The 21,758-nt window shown below is 71.4% G+C and carries 20 protein-coding genes; 6 read left to right on the top strand and 14 right to left on the bottom strand.

What is annotated here, in order from left to right; translation table 11 throughout:
• The first annotated feature begins 207 nt into the window (after positions 1-207).
• Positions 208-1,470 (top strand): MFS transporter, encoded by a 1,263-nt coding sequence (locus tag BpN12_RS20870; RefSeq protein ID WP_246797353.1) that lies wholly within the window; start codon positions 208-210, stop codon positions 1,468-1,470.
• A gap of 121 nt (positions 1,471-1,591) precedes the next feature.
• Here the strand turns inward: BpN12_RS20870 and BpN12_RS20865 are convergent, their stop codons facing one another.
• The 3 genes from BpN12_RS20865 to BpN12_RS20855 all read right to left on the bottom strand — a co-directional run bounded on the left by BpN12_RS20865 (position 1,592) and on the right by BpN12_RS20855 (position 5,117).
• Positions 1,592-2,491, bottom strand: coding sequence for a VOC family protein (locus BpN12_RS20865; protein WP_246797352.1), 900 nt, complete (start codon positions 2,489-2,491; stop codon positions 1,592-1,594).
• Positions 2,492-2,635: 144 nt separating this feature from the next.
• Positions 2,636-3,694: a fimbrial protein gene (locus BpN12_RS20860; protein ID WP_246797351.1), complete on the bottom strand. Its 1,059-nt coding sequence runs from the start codon at positions 3,692-3,694 to the stop codon at positions 2,636-2,638.
• Positions 3,695-4,154: 460 nt separating this feature from the next.
• Positions 4,155-5,117, bottom strand: a complete 963-nt coding sequence (locus BpN12_RS20855) for a 2-hydroxyacid dehydrogenase (protein WP_246797350.1) — start codon at positions 5,115-5,117, stop codon at positions 4,155-4,157.
• 310 nt (positions 5,118-5,427) lie between these two features.
• Here BpN12_RS20855 and BpN12_RS20850 point away from each other — a divergent pair, with 310 nt between their 5' ends.
• From BpN12_RS20850 to BpN12_RS20835, 4 genes are all read left to right on the top strand, one after another.
• Positions 5,428-6,201, top strand: coding sequence for an SDR family oxidoreductase (locus tag BpN12_RS20850; protein ID WP_246797349.1), 774 nt, complete (start codon positions 5,428-5,430; stop codon positions 6,199-6,201).
• 58 nt (positions 6,202-6,259) lie between these two features.
• Positions 6,260-7,597 (top strand): MFS transporter, encoded by a 1,338-nt coding sequence (locus tag BpN12_RS20845; protein WP_246797348.1) that lies wholly within the window; start codon positions 6,260-6,262, stop codon positions 7,595-7,597.
• A gap of 52 nt (positions 7,598-7,649) precedes the next feature.
• Positions 7,650-8,042 (top strand): VOC family protein, encoded by a 393-nt coding sequence (locus BpN12_RS20840; RefSeq protein WP_246797347.1) that lies wholly within the window; start codon positions 7,650-7,652, stop codon positions 8,040-8,042.
• Positions 8,043-8,112: 70 nt separating this feature from the next.
• Positions 8,113-9,369 (top strand): citrate synthase, encoded by a 1,257-nt coding sequence (locus BpN12_RS20835; RefSeq protein ID WP_246797346.1) that lies wholly within the window; start codon positions 8,113-8,115, stop codon positions 9,367-9,369.
• A 108-nt stretch (positions 9,370-9,477) separates the two neighbouring features.
• Here the strand turns inward: BpN12_RS20835 and BpN12_RS20830 are convergent, their stop codons facing one another.
• The 11 genes from BpN12_RS20830 to BpN12_RS20780 form a co-directional block, all read right to left on the bottom strand.
• Complete coding sequence (locus BpN12_RS20830; RefSeq protein WP_042624372.1) at positions 9,478-9,786, bottom strand: antibiotic biosynthesis monooxygenase family protein; 309 nt, start codon at positions 9,784-9,786, stop codon at positions 9,478-9,480.
• A gap of 44 nt (positions 9,787-9,830) precedes the next feature.
• A complete protein-coding gene (locus tag BpN12_RS20825) occupies positions 9,831-10,961 on the bottom strand; it encodes an NAD(P)/FAD-dependent oxidoreductase (protein ID WP_246797345.1) in 1,131 nt (376 codons plus the stop codon).
• Between the two features lie 129 nt (positions 10,962-11,090).
• On the bottom strand, positions 11,091-12,545 hold the full coding sequence (locus tag BpN12_RS20820) for a dihydroorotase (RefSeq protein WP_246797344.1): 1,455 nt from the start codon (positions 12,543-12,545) through the stop codon (positions 11,091-11,093).
• A gap of 16 nt (positions 12,546-12,561) precedes the next feature.
• The gene (locus BpN12_RS20815; RefSeq protein ID WP_246797343.1) at positions 12,562-13,122 is read right to left on the bottom strand and encodes a gamma carbonic anhydrase family protein; all 561 of its coding nucleotides are present in this window, start codon (positions 13,120-13,122) and stop codon (positions 12,562-12,564) included.
• 10 nt (positions 13,123-13,132) lie between these two features.
• Positions 13,133-13,282: a type B 50S ribosomal protein L36 gene (gene ykgO / locus BpN12_RS20810; RefSeq protein ID WP_246797342.1), complete on the bottom strand. Its 150-nt coding sequence runs from the start codon at positions 13,280-13,282 to the stop codon at positions 13,133-13,135.
• Between the two features lie 109 nt (positions 13,283-13,391).
• On the bottom strand, positions 13,392-14,309 hold the full coding sequence (folE2, locus tag BpN12_RS20805; protein ID WP_246797341.1) for a GTP cyclohydrolase FolE2: 918 nt from the start codon (positions 14,307-14,309) through the stop codon (positions 13,392-13,394).
• Between the two features lie 56 nt (positions 14,310-14,365).
• Entirely contained in the window at positions 14,366-14,785 is a 420-nt protein-coding gene (locus BpN12_RS20800; protein ID WP_246797340.1) for a Fur family transcriptional regulator, read from the bottom strand.
• A 210-nt stretch (positions 14,786-14,995) separates the two neighbouring features.
• Positions 14,996-16,309, bottom strand: a complete 1,314-nt coding sequence (locus tag BpN12_RS20795; protein WP_246797339.1) for an Nramp family divalent metal transporter — start codon at positions 16,307-16,309, stop codon at positions 14,996-14,998.
• Positions 16,310-16,440: 131 nt separating this feature from the next.
• Positions 16,441-18,915: a cytochrome c gene (locus BpN12_RS20790; protein WP_246797338.1), complete on the bottom strand. Its 2,475-nt coding sequence runs from the start codon at positions 18,913-18,915 to the stop codon at positions 16,441-16,443.
• The gene (locus BpN12_RS20785) at positions 18,905-19,408 is read right to left on the bottom strand and encodes a (2Fe-2S)-binding protein (protein WP_246797337.1); all 504 of its coding nucleotides are present in this window, start codon (positions 19,406-19,408) and stop codon (positions 18,905-18,907) included. Before BpN12_RS20785 ends, BpN12_RS20790 begins: the two co-directional genes overlap by 11 nt.
• A gap of 147 nt (positions 19,409-19,555) precedes the next feature.
• Positions 19,556-20,710: an FAD-dependent monooxygenase gene (locus tag BpN12_RS20780; RefSeq protein WP_246797336.1), complete on the bottom strand. Its 1,155-nt coding sequence runs from the start codon at positions 20,708-20,710 to the stop codon at positions 19,556-19,558.
• A gap of 291 nt (positions 20,711-21,001) precedes the next feature.
• Here BpN12_RS20780 and BpN12_RS20775 point away from each other — a divergent pair, with 291 nt between their 5' ends.
• Entirely contained in the window at positions 21,002-21,754 is a 753-nt protein-coding gene (locus BpN12_RS20775; RefSeq protein WP_246797335.1) for a maleate cis-trans isomerase family protein, read from the top strand.
• Positions 21,755-21,758: the final 4 nt, after the last annotated feature.

The raw sequence follows: 21,758 nt of genomic DNA, 5'->3' as shown, positions 1-21,758 counted from the left end.
GTCGATCGCGCGTTGGCTGCAAGCCACTGCCCCCTCGCCAGGCAGGCTGGTAGCGCCGATACCGGTATGTCCGCACGACTGTTTGCGGCCGCGGGCGCGGCGTAGCATCGTGGCGCCGCCGCCCGCCCGTCCGGCGCGCGGCGGCCCCGCTATCGCACCCGCACCCACCCGCATCGCGCCCGCATGCCGCCCGAGGAACCCGCCGCCATGAGCCGTCCCGCCCCTTCCGCGCCGCCGTCCGCCGACGACGGCCATGCCCACTGGCGCCGCAACCTCGCGGTCTGCGTGTTTGGCTCGTTCACCACGATCGTCGCGATGACGCTGCTGCTGCCGTTCCTGCCGCTCTACGTCGAGCAGCTCGGCGCCCGCGACCCCGCCGCGATCGTGCAGTGGTCCGGCATCGCCTATGGCGCGACGTTCTTCACGGCCGCGCTGACGGCGCCGCTGTGGGGGCGCCTGGCCGACCGCTACGGCCGCAAGCTGATGCTGATCCGCGCGAGCCTCGGCATGGCGATCGTGATGTCGCTGATGGGCCTCGCGCACAGCGTCTGGCAGTTGGTCGCGCTGCGGCTCGCGGTGGGGCTGCTCGGCGGCTACGCGTCGGGCTCCACGGTGCTGGTCGCCACCCAGACGCCGAAGGCGCGCTGCGGCTGGGCGCTCGGCGTGCTGTCGTCGGGCATCATGGCCGGCAACGTCGCCGGGCCGCTGATCGGCGGCTGGCTGCCCTCGCTGATCGGCATCCGCGCGACCTTCCAGGCGGCCGGCGCCGCGATCGGCATCACCTTTCTCGCCACCGTGTTCCTGATCAAGCGCGACCGCCCCGCCGCGGCCGGCCGCCGGCCCGGCGACAAGCCCGGCTGGGCCGCGCTGCCCGATGCGCGCCCGGTGGCCGCGATGCTCGTCACCGGCGCGCTGCTGATGCTCGCCAACATGTCGATCGAGCCGATCATCACCGTCTACGTCGCGCAGCTGGTCCCGGCGCACCAGGTCACCCTGGTGGCCGGGCTCGTGATGTCGGGCGCCGCGCTCGGCAGCATCCTGTCGGCCTCGCGGCTCGGCCGGCTCGCCGACCGCGTCGGCCACTGGAACGTGATCGTCGGCTGCCTCGCGGCCTCGGCGCTGCTGCTGATCCCGCAGGCGTTCGTCACCGCGGGCTGGCAGCTGGTGGCCCTGCGCTTCGCGATGGGCATTGCCCTCGGCGGGCTGCTGCCGTGCGTGGCGAGCGTGATCCGCCATGCCGCGCCGCCTGCCGTGGCGGGCACCCTGCTCGGCTACTCGACCTCGGCGCAATACTCGGGACAGGTGCTGGGGCCGCTCGCGGGCGGCTATGTCGGCGGGCACTACGGGATGCGGTCGACGTTCTTCGGCACCGCCGTGATCATGGCGCTCGGCGCGCTCGGCAATGCCTGGGTGCGGGCGCGCGTGGCGCGGGTGGGGATGGCGGATGCGCGGGCGGCGCGCGCTGATTGAGATGGGGGCGCGGCCCGGGTCGGGACCGTGCTTGATGTGTCGAGCGGGTGCCGATGCGTCGCGATCACCGCTTCAAAAGAAGCCGCGACATCGCAACGTAGAAAACCGGCGTAGCGAGAACTCAGTGCAACAGACCGTCGAGCCGCGGCGCATCCTGTCGCGTCGACACCTCGCGATACCGCAAGGCACCGCGGCCGTCGCCCGATTCGACCGCGTAGTCGAAACGTCCACCGCACGGCGCGTCGAAGCCGCGGCTGCGGCTCACGCCGTCGCGCTCGCGTTCGGCGCGGCGCGCTCCGCGCCAGCCCTGGGCCGCCATGAAACTGGCGCCGGTCGCCAGCTCGGCCGCGTCGCGCAGCTCGAACACGACGCTGTCCACGCCGGGCCGGTTCGCGCGCTCGCTCAACACGAGCCCGTGACGCGCGCCGCCCGCCTCGCAGCGCAGGAACGTGCCGGCGCCCTGTCGATAGGCGTTGATCTCGAAGCCGAGCCGGCGCCGATAGAACTCGATCGCGGCGTCGCGGCCCTCCTCGGGGATCTCGAGCGTCAGGCGCGCGAGCCGCAGCGGGCTCACGCGCGTGTAGGCATCGAACGCGCGATCCCAGTGCAGCAGCGCATCGCGCGTGCCGGCCGCCGGGTGCCGGACCCGCTCCACGGCTGCCGCCGGCCGCGCCAGCATGAAGCCGATCGCGTAGCCGGTTTCGTCGAAGCTGTGCAGCACGCCGTCGCTGTCGGCGCGCACGGCACGATCGCGCGACAGGTCGTCATGCAGCGCATCGAGCGCGGCCGGCGTGTCCACGCCCCAGATCGTCTCGCACAGTGTCGAACCATCCTCCAGGCCGCGCGGCAAATCCCGCGCGCGCGTATCGACCAGCCTCACCCGCTGATTCACCTGCGTCCGGAACGTGACGCGGTCGTCGCGCGTGTCGGTCCGCTCGAGGCCGAAATCCTCGACGAAACGGCTGCTGCCGGCGAGTTCGTCCACGCCATACGTCACTGATTCGATTCGGGTAATCGCCATCGGGCTCGTCTCCGTTCGGTGCTGCTCGTTCTGGCGGCGCGTGCTTCGCATCGGTGCGACAGTCTAGCATCGCCTCCGGCGGCACGCCGGCAGGCACGACGCCGGCGCAGAATCCGCCGGGACCGGGACGGCGGAGCACCGGCATCACTGGTAGGTCATCGTGAACATCAGGCTCGTGTCGGCGCTGCCCGGCTTCATGGTTTTCGCCGTCTGATAGTAGGCGGCCGACAGCGGAATCCGGTAGGAGCCCGGGGCGGCCGGGTTGTAGTCGGCGAGCGTGTAGGTGGTGTTGTATCGCAGCGGCTTGCCGCGACCATCCTTCAGCTGCAGGCCGATGCCGGCGGCCCGCGAGTCGCCCGACAGCGCGAGCACGCCGTTGACGGGATCGACCACGGCGGTGACCGGCATGAACTGATACTGGATCCGCTTGAGCCCGGCCGGGCAGTCGTTGACGGCGACGTCGAACGACACCGGGCGCGTCGCTGAACCGATTCCCTTGAATTCCGACAGCCAGTGGGTATGCATTTCGACGTATACATCGGGCGTCGTGCAGGAAGAGGCGTAGATCGCCGATGCGCTGATGGCGATCGACTTCGCAATCGACAGGTCGGCCACATAGGGGGCGGTCGTGCTTTGCTTGGTCATCGATGCCGCCCTGGCCGCCACGCCGACCATGATGGGGCCCGGCGTGATGGAGCTGGCATCGATCGGCCCGGTCTTCACATAGGCTGCTTTCACCTCCCCGCCGTTCCTGATGTCGTCGCCTCCGTTACAGGGTACCCCAATCCATGGAGCCGGATACCACTCCGACGGCGGTGCGCCGAGATCGGTCCACGTGTCGGTCCAGCCGCACTTATTTTCATAGGTCCGCACTTCGATCGCGATCCCGACTCCCTTCAGACTCGTGTTCCATACCGTCAGGTTCACCCCGTCCGGCCCCGGAATCGTCATGCCGGATTTCGTCAGCGATGCCGGCTTGAACCCGGTGCCCGATGCCCCCTCCGCGTCACCCCTCACGCATGAAAAGTAACTCGTGTCCGCGCCGGAGCTTGCCCACGGCGTGAGCACGGTGCCGGGCGGTGCGTCCCTCGGCACCCGGATGATGAATTGCATCTGGATCTGTATGATCTCGGCCTGCCCCGTGCAGGTGATCGAGGCCCGGGCGTGCGGCGCCGCGATCGACATCACGAGCAGCACGAACACGCGCCGGAGCCACCGGAACCCGCGGCCCTGCCGCGGCCTCGCACCCATTCGTATCATCAGGATTCTCCTTGCGTTGACCCATGCCATGCTGCGCACGCGCGGCAGCCACATCGAACGTGCGCCGGCCCGGTTGGTCCGCGCTTGTCACCGGAAAATCTGACAGATCCGGCCATGCCGGCCTTGATTGGCGTCACAGCTTCTGGTTCGCCGCCGGGGGACCCGCTCGATCCGCCGCCGCGTGTCCGGCCTTGCCGTCGAAGGCTCCCGCGCGTCGGGCGCCGCGGCGCGATCGAATTTTCCGTGACGGGCGCCAATCAAGAAATCGCAAGTTTTCAGGCTTTCGCCGGCACGCCGGCGCCAATGAAAAAACCCGGTCCGTCATCGACGCAACCGGGTTTTCGCTCCCACGCCGCGGGCCACGGCCAGGCCCCTGCGTGGCGGAGGCGCGCCGCGCGCCGGCTCAGGCCGGGTTCGGCGCCGCGCCGCCGGCCAGCACCGCCGCCACGTTGTCGAGCGCGGTAAAGCCCATCTGGTCGCGCGTCTCGATCGTCGCGCTGGCCATGTGCGGCGTCAGGAACACGTTGTCGAGCGCCGCGAAGCGCGCGTCGATGTTCGGCTCGTGGCGATAGACGTCGAGCCCGGCGCCGAACAGGTGGCCCGAGCCGAGCGCGTCGAGCAGCGCGTCCTCGTCCACCAGCCCGCCGCGCGCCGCGTTCACGAACACGGCGCCCTTCGGCAGCCGCGCGAATTCGCGCGCCGTCATCAGCGGCGCGCCGCCGCCCGGCACGTGCAGCGTCAGCACCTGGCAATGCGGCAGCATCGCGTCGAGGCTCTCGTGGAACGTCGCACCCGCCTCGACCGCGGGCTCGGCGCGCTGCCGGTCGGTGTAGGCGATGCGCATGCCGAAGCCGGCCGCACGCCGCGCCACGGCGCGCCCGATCCGGCCGAAACCGACGATGCCGAGCGTCTTGCCGTGGACGCGCGTGCCGAGCATCTCGGTCATGCCGAATGACTTGCCCCAGCCGGCGCGCACGATCCGCTCGTACTCGGCCGCGCGCCGGCAGGCCGCCAGCACCAGCAGCATCGCGAAGTCGGCCGTGCATTCGGTCAACGCGTCGGGCGCGTTGGTCACGGCGATGCCGCGCGCGCGGGCGGCGGCCACGTCCATGTGATCGACGCCGGCGCTCGCGTTGGCGATGATCCTCACGCTCGGCGGCAACGCGTCGATGTGTTCCTTCTGCAATCCTGACTTCTTGCCGACCAGCACGGCCGGCACCGCGTAGCGATGACAGAAGTCGACCACGGACGCGCTGTCCATGTCCGCTTCGGTCACGAAGGCATTGAACTCGGCGGTGGCGCGGGCGGCCACGGCGGCGGGAACCCGTCTTGCGACGAGCAGGCGCGGGAGGGAGATATCGGACATGGTCGGTTCCTCGGGTCTGGATTCGGCCACATCCTACGAAGCGGGTCCGCCGCGGGTCAATGTTGATTGAATCAATCAACATCTGGCACTGAAACTGGCACCGAACCCGGCGCTCGCCGGCGGCCCGCGCAATCGGCGCCCGGCCCCGGAAAAGGTCAGGAAAACCCTGAGGCCGGCCCCTTGCGGCAGGCTCCAGCATGTTGATTGACAGAATCAAGATTGCCGCGCATTCCGGGCCGGTGCAATTCTGTTCGCATCTCCATCAGCCCAGGAACGAGAGCGAGACATGCAACACGGCACGCAACCAGACATGCAAGCAGGTACGCAACCGCAGCCGCCGCGCTCCGCCGCGGTGACCGGCGCGGGCTCCGGCATCGGCCGCGCCAGCGCCGTGGCGCTGGCGCGCGCGGGCTTCGCGGTGGCCTTGCTCGGGCGCCGCGCCGAGGCGCTGCACGAAACCCGCGCGCTGATCACCGAAGCCGGTGGTCGCGCGCTCGCGGTGCCCGCCGACGTGGCCGACGAAAGTTCGGTCAACGACGCGTTCGCCCGCATCGAGCGCGAGTTCGGCCGCCTCGACGTGCTGTTCAACAACGCCGGCCGCAACGCCGGCGCGGTGCCGCTCGACGATTACACGCTCGCGTTCTGGAACGACGTGGTGGCCACCAACCTGACGGGCGTGTTCCTCTGCGCGCGCGCCGCGTGGCGGCTGATGCGGCGGCAGGCCCCGCAAGGCGGCCGGATCATCAACAACGGCTCGATCTCGGCGCACGCGCCGCGCCCCAACACGATCGCCTACACGGCCACCAAGCACGCGGTACTCGGCATCACGAAGTCGCTCGCGCTGGACGGCCGGCCCTTCAACATCGCCTGCAGCCAGATCGACATCGGCAACGCCGCCACCTCGCTCACGGAACGGATGAACCAGGGCGTGCTGCAGGCCGACGGCCGGCTCGCGCCCGAGCCGCGCCTCGACGTCGCCCACGTGGCCGACGCCGTGGTGCAGATGGCGCGGCTGCCGCTCGAGGCGAACATCCTCAACATGACCATCATGGCGAGTGCGATGCCGTTCGTCGGCCGCGGCTGACCCGCCCCCCGGGCCGGAGCCAAAACAACAAGATCCGGCCCACGATCAGGAGACAGACATGAAAATCGCCGAATCGCGGCAGGCCCCGCTGCACGACTACGCCGCCCAGGCCGGCGCCGCCCGCCGCACGCGGGTGCGCTACTTCATCCTTTCGATGCTGCTGGTGGCCACCATCCTCAACTACGTCGACCGCTCCGCGCTCGGCATCGTCGCGCCCGCGCTGTCGAAGGAACTCGGCCTCACGCGCGTGCAGATGGGCGAGCTGTTCGCCGCGTTCGGCGCGGCCTATTCGTTCGCACTGCTGCCGGCCGGCATCCTCGCCGACGTGCTCGGCTCGCGCGCGGCCTATGCGCTGTCGCTGCTCGGCTGGTCGCTCGCCACGCTCACGCAGGGGATGGCGCTGGGCTACCGGATGCTGCTCGGCTCGCGGCTCGCGATGGGCGCGCTCGAGGCGCCGGCGTTCCCGTCCAACGCGCGCGCCGTCACGCTATGGTTCCCGGTGCAGGAGCGCGGCTTCGCCACCAGCGTCTACGTGATGGGCCAGTACATCGGCACGCCGCTGTTCGCGGGCTTGCTGCTCTGGGTCTCGACCGCGTTCGGCTGGCGCGCGGTGTTCTTCGCCACCGGCGGCTTCGGCATCGTGTTCAGCGCGATCTGGTTCTGGCTCTATCGCGACCCGTCGCGGCACGCCTCGGCCAACGCGGCCGAGCTGCAGCACATCAACGAGGGCCGTCCGGTCGCCACCCAGACGACGAAGGCCGGCAAGCCGCGCGAGCGCTTCGACTGGCGCATGGCGCTGCGCCTGCTCGGCTATCGCCAGATCCTCGCGATCTGCCTCGGCAAGTTCTGCAACAACACGCTGCTGGTGTTCTTCACGACCTGGTTCATGACCTACCTCGTCGAGGAGCGCCACATGTCGATGATCAAGGTGGGCTTGTTCCAGGCGTTGCCGTTCGTGGGCGCCACGCTCGGCATTCTGCTGGCCGGCTTCCTGTCGGACTTCTGCATCCGCCGCGGCGTGTCGGTGTCGGCGGCGCGCAAGGCGCCGCTGATGATCGGCACGTTCCTCGGCGCCTCGATCATGCTGGTGAACTTCGTGCAGTCGAACGCGGTGGTGATCGCGGTGCTGACCGTGGCGTTCTTCGCGCAGGGCATCGGCTCGATGTCGTGGGCGGCCGTCTCGGAGATCGCGCCGAAGCAGTACGTCGGGCTCACCAGCAGCATCACGAGCCTCGCGGCCAACATCGCGGCCGTCACCACGCCGCTGATGATCGGCTACGTCACCCAGCACACCGGCAACTTCTTCTGGGCGCTGAACCTGATGGGCGCGATCTGCCTGGTCGGCACGCTGTCCTACTCGGTGCTGCTCGGCAAGCTCTCCCGCATTGAACTCTGAAATCGAACTCTGAAATCGAACCCTGAATCCACCGTCTTCCCCACCGCTCGCCATGATCGAATTCTCCTGGGATCACCTGCAACTGTGCTCGGCCGACGCCGAGGCCACCGCCGCCTGGTTCGCGCGCTGCCTGAACGCCGAGATCGTGCGGCGGCCGGGACGCGTCGACCTGCGCATCGGCACCATCAACCTGTTCATCACGCCGCTCGCCGAGCCCGGCGACACGCCGCCGGAGGGTGCCGGGCCGCGCCAGGGCATCGACCATATCGGCGTGCGCGTCGACGATCTCGATGCCGCCTTCGCGCACCTGCTCGCCTCGGGCGCGCAGGTCATCGCGCCGATCCAGCCGATCCGCGCCGGCGTGCGCGGCTGCTTCGTGCGCGCGCCGGGCGAGATCCTCGTCGAGGTGCTCGAACGGCGCCCGGCGGAGATGTCGTTCAACTGAAAGCGGTCTATAGTCGGGGCGTGCCGGCGCGCCGCCCGGCATGCCGTTTCATGCAGCGAGGTAGCCCGCCATGTCGAACTGGATCACCCTGGCCGAAGCCACCCGGCAACTGGGCGTGCGCGCGCAGACCGTCTACGCCTACGCGAGCCGCGGCAGCATCGCGGTCATGCCGGACCCGCACGACCCGCGCCGCAGCCTCTACCGCGCCGAGGACGTGATCGCGCTGTGCCGCAAGAAGCAGGTCGGCCGCAAGCGCGCGGCGCTCGCGGCCGGCACCATCTTCGGCGCGGAGCCGTGCATCTACAGCGGCCTCACCACGTTCTCGAAGGGGCGGCCCTGGTATCGCGGCCGCGACTGCATCGCGCTGGCCGAACACGCCACGCTGGAAGACGCCGCCGCGCTGCTGTGGAATTCGCCGACGCCGGTGGCCTTCGCGTTCGCCGACGCCGCGCCGCCCGACGGCGAACCGGGCCGCAGCCGCGCGTTCACGGCGCTGGCCGCGCTGGCCGCGCACGGCCATTCCACGCTCGGCCGCCTCGACAGCGCGCTGCATGCCGAGGCGGGCCGGCTGGTCGCGGTGGTCTCGCTCGCGTTCGGCGCGGACCGCCACGGCGCGCATCGCTGGACCCACGAGCGGCTCGCGGCCGGCTGGGGGCAGGACGCGGCCGGCGCCGACCTGATCCGTCGCGCGATGGTGCTGGTGGCCGATCACGAGATCACCAGCTCGGCGTTCGCCGCGCGCATCACCGCCTCCACCGGCGCGCCGCTCGCCGGCTGCCTGCTGACCGGCCTCACCACGCTGTCCGGCCCGCTGCACGGCGACGCCTCGCGGCGCGTGCGCGCCATGTTCGACGACGTCGCGCGGCTCGGCGCCGAGCACGTGGTCGGCCATCATCTCGGCTCGGCGATCCCGATCCCCGGCTTCGGCCACCACCTCTATCCCGACGGCGATCCGCGCGCGCAGGCGCTGCTGGAGCGGCTCGATCCGCCGCGCGAACTGGGCGCGTTCATCGACAAGGTCACCGCGCTGACGGGCCTCAGGCCCAACATCGACGTCGCGCTGGCGATCCTCTCGGCGCAGCTGGGGCTGCCGAACGACGCCGCGTTCGGGCTGTTCTCGATCGCGCGCAGCGTCGGCCTGCTCGCGCACGGCATCGAGCAGCTGCGGGTGGGCCGCGTGATCCGGCCGCGCGGGCGCTACACCGGCCCGGCGCTCGACGACGAGCACCTGCGGCCCGCGACGGCCGACGACGGCAAGACGGACGGGAAAGCCTATCCGGCGGGGGCGCTGGAGAAGAATCGCGTGTTCCGGCTGAAGACGGGCTGAGGCGGCATCGAACGACACCGCGCGCGGGATGGCTCCATGACGACCCGCTGACGGGTCATGCACGTGGCGCGCGGTGGCCCTGAACCCGGCCGCCGCGCGCAAGGTCGTTCAGGCGCGCGTGGCCGGCCCGACCTTGATCTCGGTGTGGCAGACCGACGGCGGCGCCGCGAAGAACGGGCTGACGAGCGCGCGCCAGGCCTGGTATTCCTCCGACTCGCGGAAATGCACCATGTGGTCGTCGACCGTTTCCCAGCGCACCAGCAGCAGGTATTCGGCCGGCCGCTCCACGGTGCGGTGCAGCTCCACGCCGATACAGCCGCGCGAGCGCAGGAACAGCGGCACCGCCTGCTCGACGCCGGCCTCGAATTCCGCTTCCTTGCCCGCCTGCACCTCGATCCTCGCCATCTCGTGAATCATCGTCATCCTTTCGTGGTTGATGTTGGGTTGAGCGTCACCGTGCGTCACCGTGCGTCGTCGTCGAGCGCCGCGATCACCTGCCCGGCGATCGCGAGCGAGGCCGTCAGCCCCGGCGACTCGATGCCGTACAGGTTGACGAGGCCGGCCACGCCGTGCGAGCGCGCCGACTGGATCACGAAATCGTCGACGCCGCCGGGCGGCTCCGCCAGCTTCGGCCGCACGCCGGCGTAGGCCGGCTGCAGCGCTTCGTCGGGCAGCCCCGGCCAGTAGGTGCGGATCGCATCGTAGAAGCGCACCGCGCGGGCCGGGTCGACGCGGAAATCGATCGAGTCGATCCATTCCACGTCGGGGCCGAAGCGCGCCTGGTTGGCGAGGTCGAGCGTCAGGTGGACGCCGAGCCCGCCCGGCTCCGGCACCGGATAGATGAGCCGCGAGAACGGCGCGCGGCCCGACAGGGAATAATAATTGCCCTTCGCGTAACGTGCGCGCGGCACCGATTCGGGCGGCAGGCCGCGCAGCACGCCGGCCACGGTCTGCGCGTAGAGCCCGGCCGCGTTCACCACGCGCCGCGCGCGCAGCGTCATCGGCTCGGCGCCGCCCACCTCGAGTTCGATCGCGGTGCCGCCGCCGTCGTCGTGCAGCACCTGCCCGCCGGTCACGGGCGAGCGGTACGCGATCACGGCGCCGGCGCGCTCGGCGTCGCCGAGCAGCGCGAGCATCAGCGCGTGGCTGTCGACGATCCCGGTGGACGGCGATTCGAGCGCCGCCACGCAACGCAGGGCCGGTTCGAGCGCGCGCGCCTCGTCGCCGCTCAGGCGCCGCAGGTCATGCACGCCGTTGGCGCGCGCGGCCGCCTCGATGTCGGCCAGCGTGCCGCGCTGCGCCTCCTCGGCGGCCACGATCAGCTTGCCGCTGCGCCGGTGCGGCACCTGGTTTTCCTCGCAGAACGCGTAGAGCCGCTCGCGCCCCTCGACGCAGAGCCGCGCCTTCAGCGAGCCGGCCGGGTAATAGATGCCGGCATGGATCACCTCGCTGTTGCGCGAGCTCGTGCCGGTGCCGATCATCGTTTCCGATTCGACGATCACCGTCTCCCAGCCGCGCCGCGCACTGGCGCGCGCGGCCGCCAGGCCGACCACTCCCGCGCCGATCACGACGCAATCGACCATCTCCGTCATCTTCTCAGGCTCCCTTTTTGTGATCGCCGGCGCGCTCGGCATCGCATGGCGCGAGCCGGCACGCGGCGCCGGAACCCGCAGCATACCGCAGCGCCAGGGAACCGCGGCAGGCCGCCGCGCCCCGCGCGTTCAGGCCGGGGGCGGCGCCTCGTGAAAGCGCAGCGGCCGGCCGCGCGGCGTGCCCACCAGTGCCTCGTCGCGCACCACCGGCCGGCCGCGCAGCACGGTGGCGACGGGCCAGCCGGTGCAGGGCATGCCGTCGTAAGGGCTCCAGCCGGCCACGCTGGCGATCCAGCCGTCGCCGATGCGCCGCCGCGCGGCCAGGTCGACCAGCGTCAGGTCGGCGTCGTAGCCGAGCGCGATGCGGCCCTTGCCGGCCAGCCCGAACAGCCGCGCCGGCCCGGCGCTCGTCAAGTCGACGAGGCGCGGCAGGCTCAGGCGGCCGTGATGGAGATGGTCGAGCATGACGGGCAGCAGCGTCTGCACGCCGGTCATGCCGCTCGGCGAGTCGGGGTACGGCCGCGCCTTCTCCGCGCGCGTGTGCGGGGCGTGATCGCTGCCGATCACGTCCACCACGCCGTCGCGCAGCGCCTGCCACAGCGCCTCGCGATGATGCGCGTCGCGCACCGGCGGGTTCATCTGCGCGAGGCTGCCGAGCCGCTCGTAGCACTCGGGCGCGACCAGCGTCAGGTGATGCGGCGTGACCTCGACGCTGACCTGGCGGCGATGCAGCGCGAGGAACGCCATTTCCTCGGCGGTCGACACATGCAGCAGATGCAGCCGGCGGCCCGCCTCGGCGGCGAGGCCGACGATGCGGCGCGTGGCGAGCAGCGCGCTTTGCGGGTCGCGCCAGCGCGGATGATCGCGCACGTCGCGGCTCGCCTCCACCCGCGCGCGCCGCTCGCCCAGCCGCGCCTCGTCCTCGGCGTGGACCGCCATGCGGCGTCGGCCGTGCCGCACGATGCGGCGCAGCACGGCGTCCTCGTCGGCCAGCAGGTCGCCGAACGAGCTGCCCATGAACACCTTCACGCCGGCGCAGCCGGGCAGCCGCTCGAGTTCGGCGAGCCGTTCGGCGTTGACGGCCGAGCCGCCGAGATAGAACGCGTGATCGCACCAGGCGGTGCCGCGCGCGCGGGCGAGCTTGGCATCGAGCGCGGCGGCGTCGAGCGTGAGCGGCTGCGTGTTCGGCATCTCGAACACCGCCGTCACGCCGCCGAGCACGGCGCCGCGCGTGCCGGCCTCGATGGTCTCCTTGTGGGTGAGGCCCGGCTCGCGGAAGTGGACCTGCGTGTCGACCACGCCTGGCAGCACGTGCAGGCCGCGCGCGTCGAGCGTGGTGTCGGCGCGCCAGCCGGCGGCGAGCGCGCCGAGCGCGACGATGCGGCCCGCCGCGCAGGCGAGATCGATGCGCTCGGCGCCGCCCGGCGTCATCACGGTGCCGCCCGTGACGAGCAGCTCGGCGTGGCGCAGCGCGAGGCGCCGGGCGAATTCGGCGGCGTCGTGTGCCTCGTCGTCGCCATGGTCGCCGGGTTCGATGAAGTGGCGGCCGGCGCCGCGCGCGCCCGGGTTCGCGGGATCGGTCATGGTGGCGTCCCCCGGCTCAGAATTCGTTCTGGATCTGCTTGTAGCCATGGACGAACGCGTTGTTGGTGCGCGCCACGTCTTCCGAGAATTCGCTCGCGTCGGCGCTGAGCTTCGGATAGGCGTCGAGGTCGGTATGCGGGCCGATGCGCTCGGTGGACGGCACGTGGAAGTTCGGCGGCAGCCGGCAGCCGTCCACCACCGCGTTGTAGCGCACCACGCAGCGGTCGCCCACCGTGCAGTTGAACAGCACGCTGTTGAAGCCGATGAACACGCCGTGGCCGATCTCGCACGGGCCATGCACGATCGCGCGGTGCGCGATCGAGGCGTGCTCGCCGATCGTCACGCGCGCGCCCGACTTCGAGTGGATCACCACGCCGTCCTGGATGTTCGAATGCGCGCCGATCACGATCGGCTCGAGCTGGCCGTTCGCGTCGGTTTCGTCGGCGCGGATCACGGCATAGGGGCCGATGAACACATTCTCCTCGACGATCACGAGGCCGCAGAGGATCGCGGTCGGATCGACGAACGCGCTCGGGTGGATTCGTGGCAGGTCGCCGCGCGGGTTCTTGCGGATCATCGTTGCGCGCTCAGCCCTTGTTGCGGTTGCGGGCGCCGCCCTGGCGCGCCTTGAAGCGCGGGTTGGTCTTGCAGATCACGTAGAGGCGGCCACGGCGGCGCACCACCTGGCAGTTGCGGTCGCGCGTCTTGGCATCCTTCAGCGACGAGAGGACTTGCATGGCGGAGTCTCCGGAGTGAGGGGAATCAGGGAACCGGGCCGGCGAGCCCGGTGGTGGTCAGGAAAACCGGTGTGGCGCGCGACTTCAGCAGCGCGACTTCATTGAGGCTTCATCGCGGCATGCCGGCATCGTCGGCCCAGGCCGACGCATCGTGCGGATGCAGGCTTTCCAGATGCCGGACGTGGACCCGCACGCGCGTGAATTCGGCGGCGAGCGCGTGCCGGATGCGGCGCGCGGCATCCTCGACGAACATCAGGTTGCGCCCGTTCAGCAGCGCGAACGCCTGCTCGTCGGCGCGCTTCACGGCCGTCTGCAGCGGCGTGCCGACAGCCGCCTCGACGCGCTCGATCAGGTCCAGCAGCTTCAGCGCCGGCGCCTCGGCGGCAAGCCCGACCTCGACGCGCGCCTCGCTGCGCTGGCTGTGCGGCGTGGCGAGCGTCGCGTGGGCGCGCAGCCAGGCGGCCACCGCCTCGACCGACAGCGGCGCCGCGCCGGGCTCGGCGAACGCCTCGCGAAAGCCCTGCTCGACCGCCTGCCGCGACAGCGCCGCCGAACACGGGCAGGTGGACGCGTAGCCGACGCTCACGCGCGCGTCGAGGCGGAACGCGCCGTCCACCAGGCTCGCGTCGAGCCGCACCGGATAGGCCTTCCAGCCCGCCAGCCCGGCCGTGACGAGCGCCGGACGCCGCGCCAGCAGGTCGAACGCGAGGCGCAGCCGCGCGTTGCCGGTGGCGCAGTCGCGGTGGCTGTCGATCATCGCCTGCAGCGTGTCGCGCAGGCGTGCCGGCGTGAGCGGCGCGTCGTCGCCGAGCGCGTCGACGAGCCGGTACAGGCGCGACATGTGGATGCCTTTCACGTGAGCGGCCGGCAGGTCGACCTGCATGTCGGCGCGCGCCGACAGCGTGCGCCGGTAGCCGGGCTCGGCCAGCGTCACGGGCAGGTCGACGTGCTGCATGCCGACCCAGTTCAGCGGCCCCGGCAGGTCCGAGCGTTCGGATAACGAAATATCGGGCAATCTGGATTCCATGCTCGGTGCGAGGTTCTCGGCAATCAGGTTGAAGGGAGCGCGAAGCGCGGCGGCGCTCAGGTCTCGCCCGGCGCCGCGCACGCGCCACAGCGGCCGTGGATCTCGATCGAGGTGCGGCTCGGCGAGAACGCGTGCGCCGCCGCGAGGCCGCCCAGGCGCCGCAGCAGCGGCGCGTCCACGTATTCGTCGATGCGCCCGCAGCCGTCGCAGATGGTGACCACGGCCGGCGCGTCGTGCGCGCCCGCCACGCCGGCTTCGACCGACTCGTCCGGGACTGGCCGCGGCGCATAGGCGTTCAGCGTTTCCAGCCGCCTCACGCAGCCGGCCTCGATCAGCGCGGCCAGCGCCCGATAGACCTGCGCCGGCGCGCCGAAGCCGTCGCCGCGCAGCCGCTCGAGCAGCGCGTAGGCGCCGAGCGGCGCGCCCGCCTCGCGCAGCGCGGTGAGGACGAGTTGCTGCTTCCGGGTCAATGGCATCGCGGATAGTCGGGTGGTGGCAGCCGTCGCGGTAGCGACCGGCCGGTCGATGGTTGGCGATGTTACGATATAACATATCATTTCACAAGCGCATGGCCGCCCTTCCATCGCGCCGCGGCGGCGCCGGCCAATGCGCCGGCGTCCGCCCGTTCCTGTCCTTTCCTGTCCTTCCTTTTCCCGCCCGCTCCGCGATCGCGGCGGCGCGTTCGCTCAGCCGAGCACGCCGGTGATCAGCAGCAGGTTGGTGCCGCCGATCACGGCGAACAGCAGCCACGCGAACAGCCGCGCGGGCCAGCCGATCGCGTTGCCCTGCATCAGCCGGGCGTCGCTGACCGAGCGGATCAGCGGCCACATCGCGAACGGCAGCTGCAGGCTCAGCAGCACCTGGCTCCACACCAGCAGCTTGCCCACCGCGCCGTCGCCGAGCACCAGCACGCCGATCAGCGCCGGCACCAGCGCCAACGCGCGCGTGATCAGCCGGCGCTGGTAGCACGGGATCTTCACCTGCAGGAAGCCGTCCATGATCACCTGCCCGGCGATCGTGCCGGTCAGCGTCGAGCTCTGCCCCGAGGCCAGCAGCGCGATGCCGAACAGCAGCGCGGCGCCGCCGCCCACCAGCGGCGTGATCAGCTGGTAGGCCTGCTCGATGTCGGTCACGCCGGTCTTCCCGGCCGCATGGAACGCGGCGCCGGCCAGGATCAGGATCGCCGCGTTCACGCACATCGCGATCAGCAGCGAGACCCAGGTGTCGATGCGCACCATCGCGAGCGTGTCGCGGATCGGCCCGCTCGCGCCGCCCACCACGCGGCGCGTCTGCACCACCGACGAATGCAGGTAGAGGTTGTGCGGCATGATGGTGGCCCCGACGATGCCGAGCGCCAGCACCAGCGCGTCCTTGCGGTCGTGGCCCGGATCGCCGGGGATCAGGCCCGCGGCCACCGCGTGCCAGTCGGGCGGCACCATCGCCACCTGCGCGACGAAGCAGAACGCCATGGTGCCGATCAGGCCCAGCACGATCGCCTCGATCTGGCGGAAGCCCTTGCCCTGCAGCCCGAGCACGATCACCGTGTCGAGCGCGGTCAGCACGATGCCCCAGGCCAGCGGCACGCCGAGCAGCAGCTTGAACGCGAGCGCGCAGCCGAGCACCTCGGCGATGTCGCAGGCGATGATCGAGATTTCGGCCGTCACCCACTGCAGCCACTTGCCGAACGGCCCGTAGCGCTCGTAGCTGGCCTGCGCGAGATCGCGGCCGGTCACGAGGCCGAGCCGCGCGGCCAGCATCTGCAGGAAGATCGCCGCGAGGCTCGAGAACGCCACCACCCACAGCAGCGCGTAGCCGAACTGCGAGCCGGCCTGGATGTCGGTGGCCCAGTTGCCGGGGTCCATGTAGCCGATCGCGACCAGCAGGCCCGGCCCGGCGAAGCGGCGCAGCTTCGCGAACCACGATGCGCGCGCATCGATCGTGATGCTGCCTTTCACTTCGGCGGGGCAGAACGGGGCGGTCGGTATGGTCGGAAGCGGCATCGGCGGCGGGAAGGCGCGAGGAACAATGGTGGACGGAATCCGCGCATTGTACTGAGGGATTGCGTCGCGGGCGTGCCGGCCTGCAAAGGGCGAAGGACGAGGGACGGCGGCGAGGAACGCCTCGCCGCCGTTCAATGCGGCGCCCGCTCGGCGCGCAGCCGCGCCGACGCCGCCTCCAGGTCGCGCCAGGCCGGCTGGTCCGGCGCGTAGCGCTGGCGGATGTAGGCGGCCAGCTCGGCCATCTGGCGATCGTCGAACGCGTCGCGGAACGCCGGCATGTAGCCGAGCGCGGCCGTGGCCGGCTGCGCGATGCCGTTCTGCAGCACCCGCAGCAGGTTGTCGGGGTTCGCGTGGCTGACGCTGGTGTTGAGCCCCATCAGCGGCCGCACGCCGAAGTGGCCGACGCCGCCCGAGGCCGCGTGGCACACGGCGCAGGCCGCGTCGAACGCACGGCGGCCGTTCTCGAGGCCGAGCGTGGCGACCGGATCGGCGCCCGCCGCACGCGTGGCGGCCGCGGCGGAGGCGTCCGCTTCGTCCACCTTCGGCGACAGCGAGGCGAGATAATGCGCGATCGCGCGCACGTCGCCCTCGGGCAGCGCGGCGAGCCCGGCCACCACCGGCGCCATCGGCCCGGCCGCCACGCCGTGCTCGGGCGAGAAGCCGGTGCGCAGGTAATCGAACAGCGCGTCCTCCGTCCACGGCACCGGCGCCGCGTGCGAGGCGGCCACCAGCGCCGGCGCGTCCCAGCCCTCGGCGCTGCCGCCCGTCAGGTAGGCGAAACCGCCCTGCTCGGCGCCGAGCGCGTTGCGCGGCGAGTGGCAGGCGCTGCAGTGGCCCGCGCCGTCCACCAGATACTTGCCGCGATTCCAGAGCACCGACTTCTGCGGATCGGGCTGGTACGGCGCGGCGTCGTGATAGAGCCAGTTCCAGCCGGCCACCAGGCGCCGCTGGTTCAGCGGGAACGGCAGGCGCGTGGGCGGCGGCGCCGCTTTCACGGCCGGCTGCGACATCAGATAGGCGTAGAGCGCGAGCAGGTCCGCCTCGCTGAGCGTCGCGAACGCCGTGTACGGGAACGCCGGATACAGGTGGCGGCCGTCACGCGAGATGCCCTCGCGCATCGCGCGCGCGAACGCCGGGTACGACCAGCTGCCGATGCCGGTCTCGGGGTCGGGCGTGAGGTTGGTCGAATAGATCGTGCCGAACGGCGTGTCGAGCGGGAAGCCGCCCGCGTTGGTGCGGCCGCCCGGCGCCGTGTGGCAGACCGCGCAGTCGCCGGCCAGCGCGACCAGCCGGCCGCGTTCGAGCGTCTCGGCGCTCCATACCGGCGCGCCGCCCAGGCTGCCGGCCGGGAGCGGCGCGATCGGCGCGGGGCCGGGCAGCAGCGCGCCGGCCAGCCCGATCAGGCCGCCCACCACGCCGCCGATGCCGCCGCCCGCCAGCCAGCGGCGCCAGCGCCGCGCGGCGGACGGCCGGCGTTCGGCCGGCATGGCGCGCGGGTCGTACCCGGCCAGCGCGTCGCGGATCGTGCCGGTGTCGAACGGCGGGGCGCGAAAGCGCACGCCGGTGGCGTCGTAGAGCGCGTTGGCGATCGCGGCGGCGGCCGGCGCCACGGCGCGTTCGAGGCGCGCGCGCTCGGCTTCGTCGAGGTCGGGGGGTTCGTCCGCGGTGTCCGTGGCGTCGAGTTCGCCGGGCCGCTCCGTGCGCCGCAACGCATGCGCGAACGCGCCGCGCGAACCGTCGGCCGGCGCCGTTTCGTCGTGCGCGTCGTGGGCCGCGTGATGCGCGCCGAGCACGCGCGAGACGGCCGCCGCGAGCCGCGCGGCCGGCACGCCCGACAGGCTCGCCGCCTCCGGCGAGCCGGGCCGGCCGGTGCCCTGCCCGGCCACCACGCGGCGCAGCGCGACGTCGCCCGTGGCCGGATCGACGTCGATATCGACCACCCAGGCGGTCCAGTCGGGCCGCGTGTCGAGCGCGGGGTCCGTGGATGCGTGCGCGCTGTTGATTTGATCGCCGCGCCCGTCGAACGCGAAGCCGCGCCCGCGCAGCCACGGCGCGGCCGGCAACGGCTGCGCGGCGGCCGGCACGCGCCACGCCGCGCGCTCGGTCACCATCCGGATCACTTCATGCGCACCGGCATCGCGCACCGGATCGAGCTGGCGCAGCCGCAGCTCGACCGGATCGATCCGCAGCTCGGCCGCGCATTCGTCGATCGCCGATTCGCGCGCGAACACATGGGCCTGGGCCGGCATGCGCCGCGCCGGATCCTCGATCTCGACGGCCAGCTCCGCATGCCGGTAGACGAACGGCAGCGCCGGCGCCGCGCCATCGGGCGACACCGGCAGCGTGCGCGCGCCGGTCGCCGCCGTCAGCCGCGCGCGATAGCGCCAGCTGGCGAGCGTCGCCCGCGCGGACAGCCCGGCCTCGACCTCGAGCCGGGCTTCGGCATCGCCTGCGTTGCCGGCCACCGGCCAGCCATAGGCCCAGGCACGGCGCGCTTCCGGCGCCGCCGCGCGATCCTCGGCGCCATCGTGGCCCGGGGTCGGCACGGCAGCGTCGGGCCGCGCCGCGTTCGCCGCCAGCGCGGCCGCCGTAGATTCATCGTTCATCGTCGTGTTGCAGGTAGCGCGCCGCGCGTTGCACCGCGCGCACGATCTCGAGATGGGTGCCGCAACGGCACAGGTTGAAGCGCAGCGCGTAGCGGATCGCCGCGTCGTCGGGCGACGGATCGCGATCGAGCAGCGCCTTGGCGCTCATGATCATGCCGTTCAGGCAGTAGCCGCACTGCGCGGCCTGCTCGTCGATGAACGCGCGCTGGATCGGGTGCAGCGCATCGAGCGTGCCGAGCCCTTCGAGCGTGGTCACCTCGTGGCCGTGGGCGGCGCCGGCCGGCACCACGCACGAGCGCGCCGGGCGGCCGTCCACCAGCACGGTGCAGGCGCCGCACTGGCCGAGCCCGCAGCCGTACTTCGGGCCGTTCAGCGCCAGATCGTTGCGCAGCACGAACAGCAGCGGCGTATCGGGCGCGGCGTCGGGGACGCGGCGCTCGTCACCGTTGACGCGAAGCGTGAGCGGCCCCGCGGGATGGCCGGAATGCGACATGACAGACCCGATTCTTCAATGCGCCGGCACGCGCGGGCGCGCGGGACGGCAGGCGAACGCGCGGCACGCGCCGCGCGCGTTTCGTTATACCCCGCCGAAATTCCGGCCGGGCCAAAGCCTGAGCCGAAGCCGGCCCCGCGCCGGGGCTCAGCCCGCCACGGCCGATTCCTTCGCCGGCGCGTCGAGCGGCACCTCGAACACGTCGTAGCCGAACACCCACGACGGATCCTCGTTGGTGCGCAGCCAGGTGTTGTTGTGCGAGACCAGCTGCACCTTCGAGGCACGCGCCGCGCGGTTCGCCTCGTACAGCGCGAACGCGCTGCCGTAGTCGCCGAGGCCCGCCTCGTCGAGGCAGCGCGTCAGCATCGCCGCGTCCTCGATCGCCATCGCCGCGCCCTGCGCCATGTGCGGCTTCATCGGATGGCAGGCGTCGCCGAGCAGCACCAGCCGGCCGCGGCTCCAGAGCGGCAGCGGATCGCGTTCGAGCAGCGGCCATTTGGTGATCGACGGCGACACGTCGATCAGGTGCTGGATGTCGGGATGGAAGCCGGCGAACGCCTCGCGCATCTCGTCGCGGCTGCTGTCGACCATCGACACGCCGGCCGGCCACTCGGCCTGCGGCACGCCCGTCACATAGTAGTACTCGTCGCGTTTTTCGGTCACGTAGTAGACCATCATGTGACGGTCGCCCGACCACCACTTCACGCACATGTCGTAGGGCTTGTTGTCGAGCAGCGAGGCCGGGAACACGGCGCGGTGCGCGACGTAGCCGGTATAGCGCGGCGGCTCGGCGCCGAGCAGGTGCTCGCGCAGCCGCGAGTTCACGCCGTCCGCGCCGATCGCGATGTCGGCCGTCTCCACGGTGCCGTCGTCGAACGTGAGCCGCACCTCGCTGCCGGTGTCCTCGATCGCCGTCAGCTTCCTGCCGAACACCAGCGTGCCCGGCGCGATCGCCTGGGTCATCAGCGCGTGGAAATCGCCGCGATGCACGGTCAGATAGCTCGCGCCGTAGGTCTTCAGCGCGTAGTCGCCGAGCGGGATCTGCGACATCACCTCGGCGCTGAGGCCGTCGCGGCTGTACCAGAAATCCGGATGCGAACCCATCGCGTTCAGCGCGTCCTCGCAGCCGATGCGGCGCATGATCTTCATCACGTTCGGGCCGAGGTGGATGCCCGCGCCGAGGCGCGAGAACGCCGGTGCCTGCTCGTAGAGCCGCACGTCGTAGCCGCGTCTTTGCAGCAGCGCGGCGGCGGCGGTGCCGCCGAGGCCGGCGCCCACGATCGCGATACGGGGTTGCTTCATCGGAATCTCCTGTTCTGAGCGCCGGCGGCAGCACGCCGACCGGGCGGATGGGTTACGGTTAAATCTAGCGTACACACTGCAAAATATTCGCACAAGAAAAAATTTCAGATGATGGACAAGGCACGACCCGTCTCCCGCAAACAACTGCTTACGCCTCAAATACAAGGGATTTCCCGAATCCCGCCGGTATTTTTGAGACGTTGTGAAATTAAAACGTACACGCTAGACTTTGCGCACATTCGACAATCGGCCGAGCGCCGCTTGCCGCTTCTTGCCGCCATGGAGCCCCAGATGACTCGAACCTTTCGCATCGGCCAGATCGTGCCGAGCTCGAACACCACGATGGAAACCGAGATCCCCGCGATGCTGCGGCTGCGCGAGGCGATCCGCCCCGAGCGCTTCACGTTCCATTCGAGCCGGATGCGCATGAAGAAGGTGGTGAAGGAGGAACTCGCGGCGATGGACGCCGAATCGGACCGCTGCGCCGTGGAGCTGTCGGACGCGCGCGTGGACGTGCTCGGCTACGCGTGCCTGGTCGCGATCATGGCGATGGGTCGCGGCTACCACCGTGTCTCGCAGCAGCGCCTGACGCGCCACACCGCCGAGAACGGCGCGCAGGCGCCGGTGCTGACCAGCGCGGGCGCGCTGGTGGACGCGCTGAAGGTGATCGGCGCGAAGAAGATCGTGGTGGTGGCGCCATATATGAAGCCGCTGACCGAGCTGGTGGTGGACTACATCAGCCACGAGGGCTACGAGGTGATCGCCTATCGCGCGCTCGAGATTCCCGACAACCTCGACGTGGGCCGCCACGATCCGGCGCGCCTGCCCGAGATCGTCAAGACGCTGCCCTACCAGGACGCCGACGCGATCGTGCTGTCGGCCTGCGTGCAGATGCCGTCGCTGCCGGCCGTGGCGAAGGTCGAGGCGATCACGGGCAAGCCCGTGATCACGGCCGCGATCGCCACCACCTACGCGATCCTGCGCGAACTCGATCTCGAACCGGTCGTGCCGGGCGCGGGCGCGCTGCTGTCGGGCGCCTACTGAACCG

This window comes from Burkholderia perseverans (assembly GCF_022870505.1).
Lineage (GTDB): Bacteria > Pseudomonadota > Gammaproteobacteria > Burkholderiales > Burkholderiaceae > Burkholderia > Burkholderia plantarii.
The sequence above is the reverse complement of the archived record's forward strand: the minus strand, read 5'-3'. Positions and strand labels throughout refer to the sequence as shown.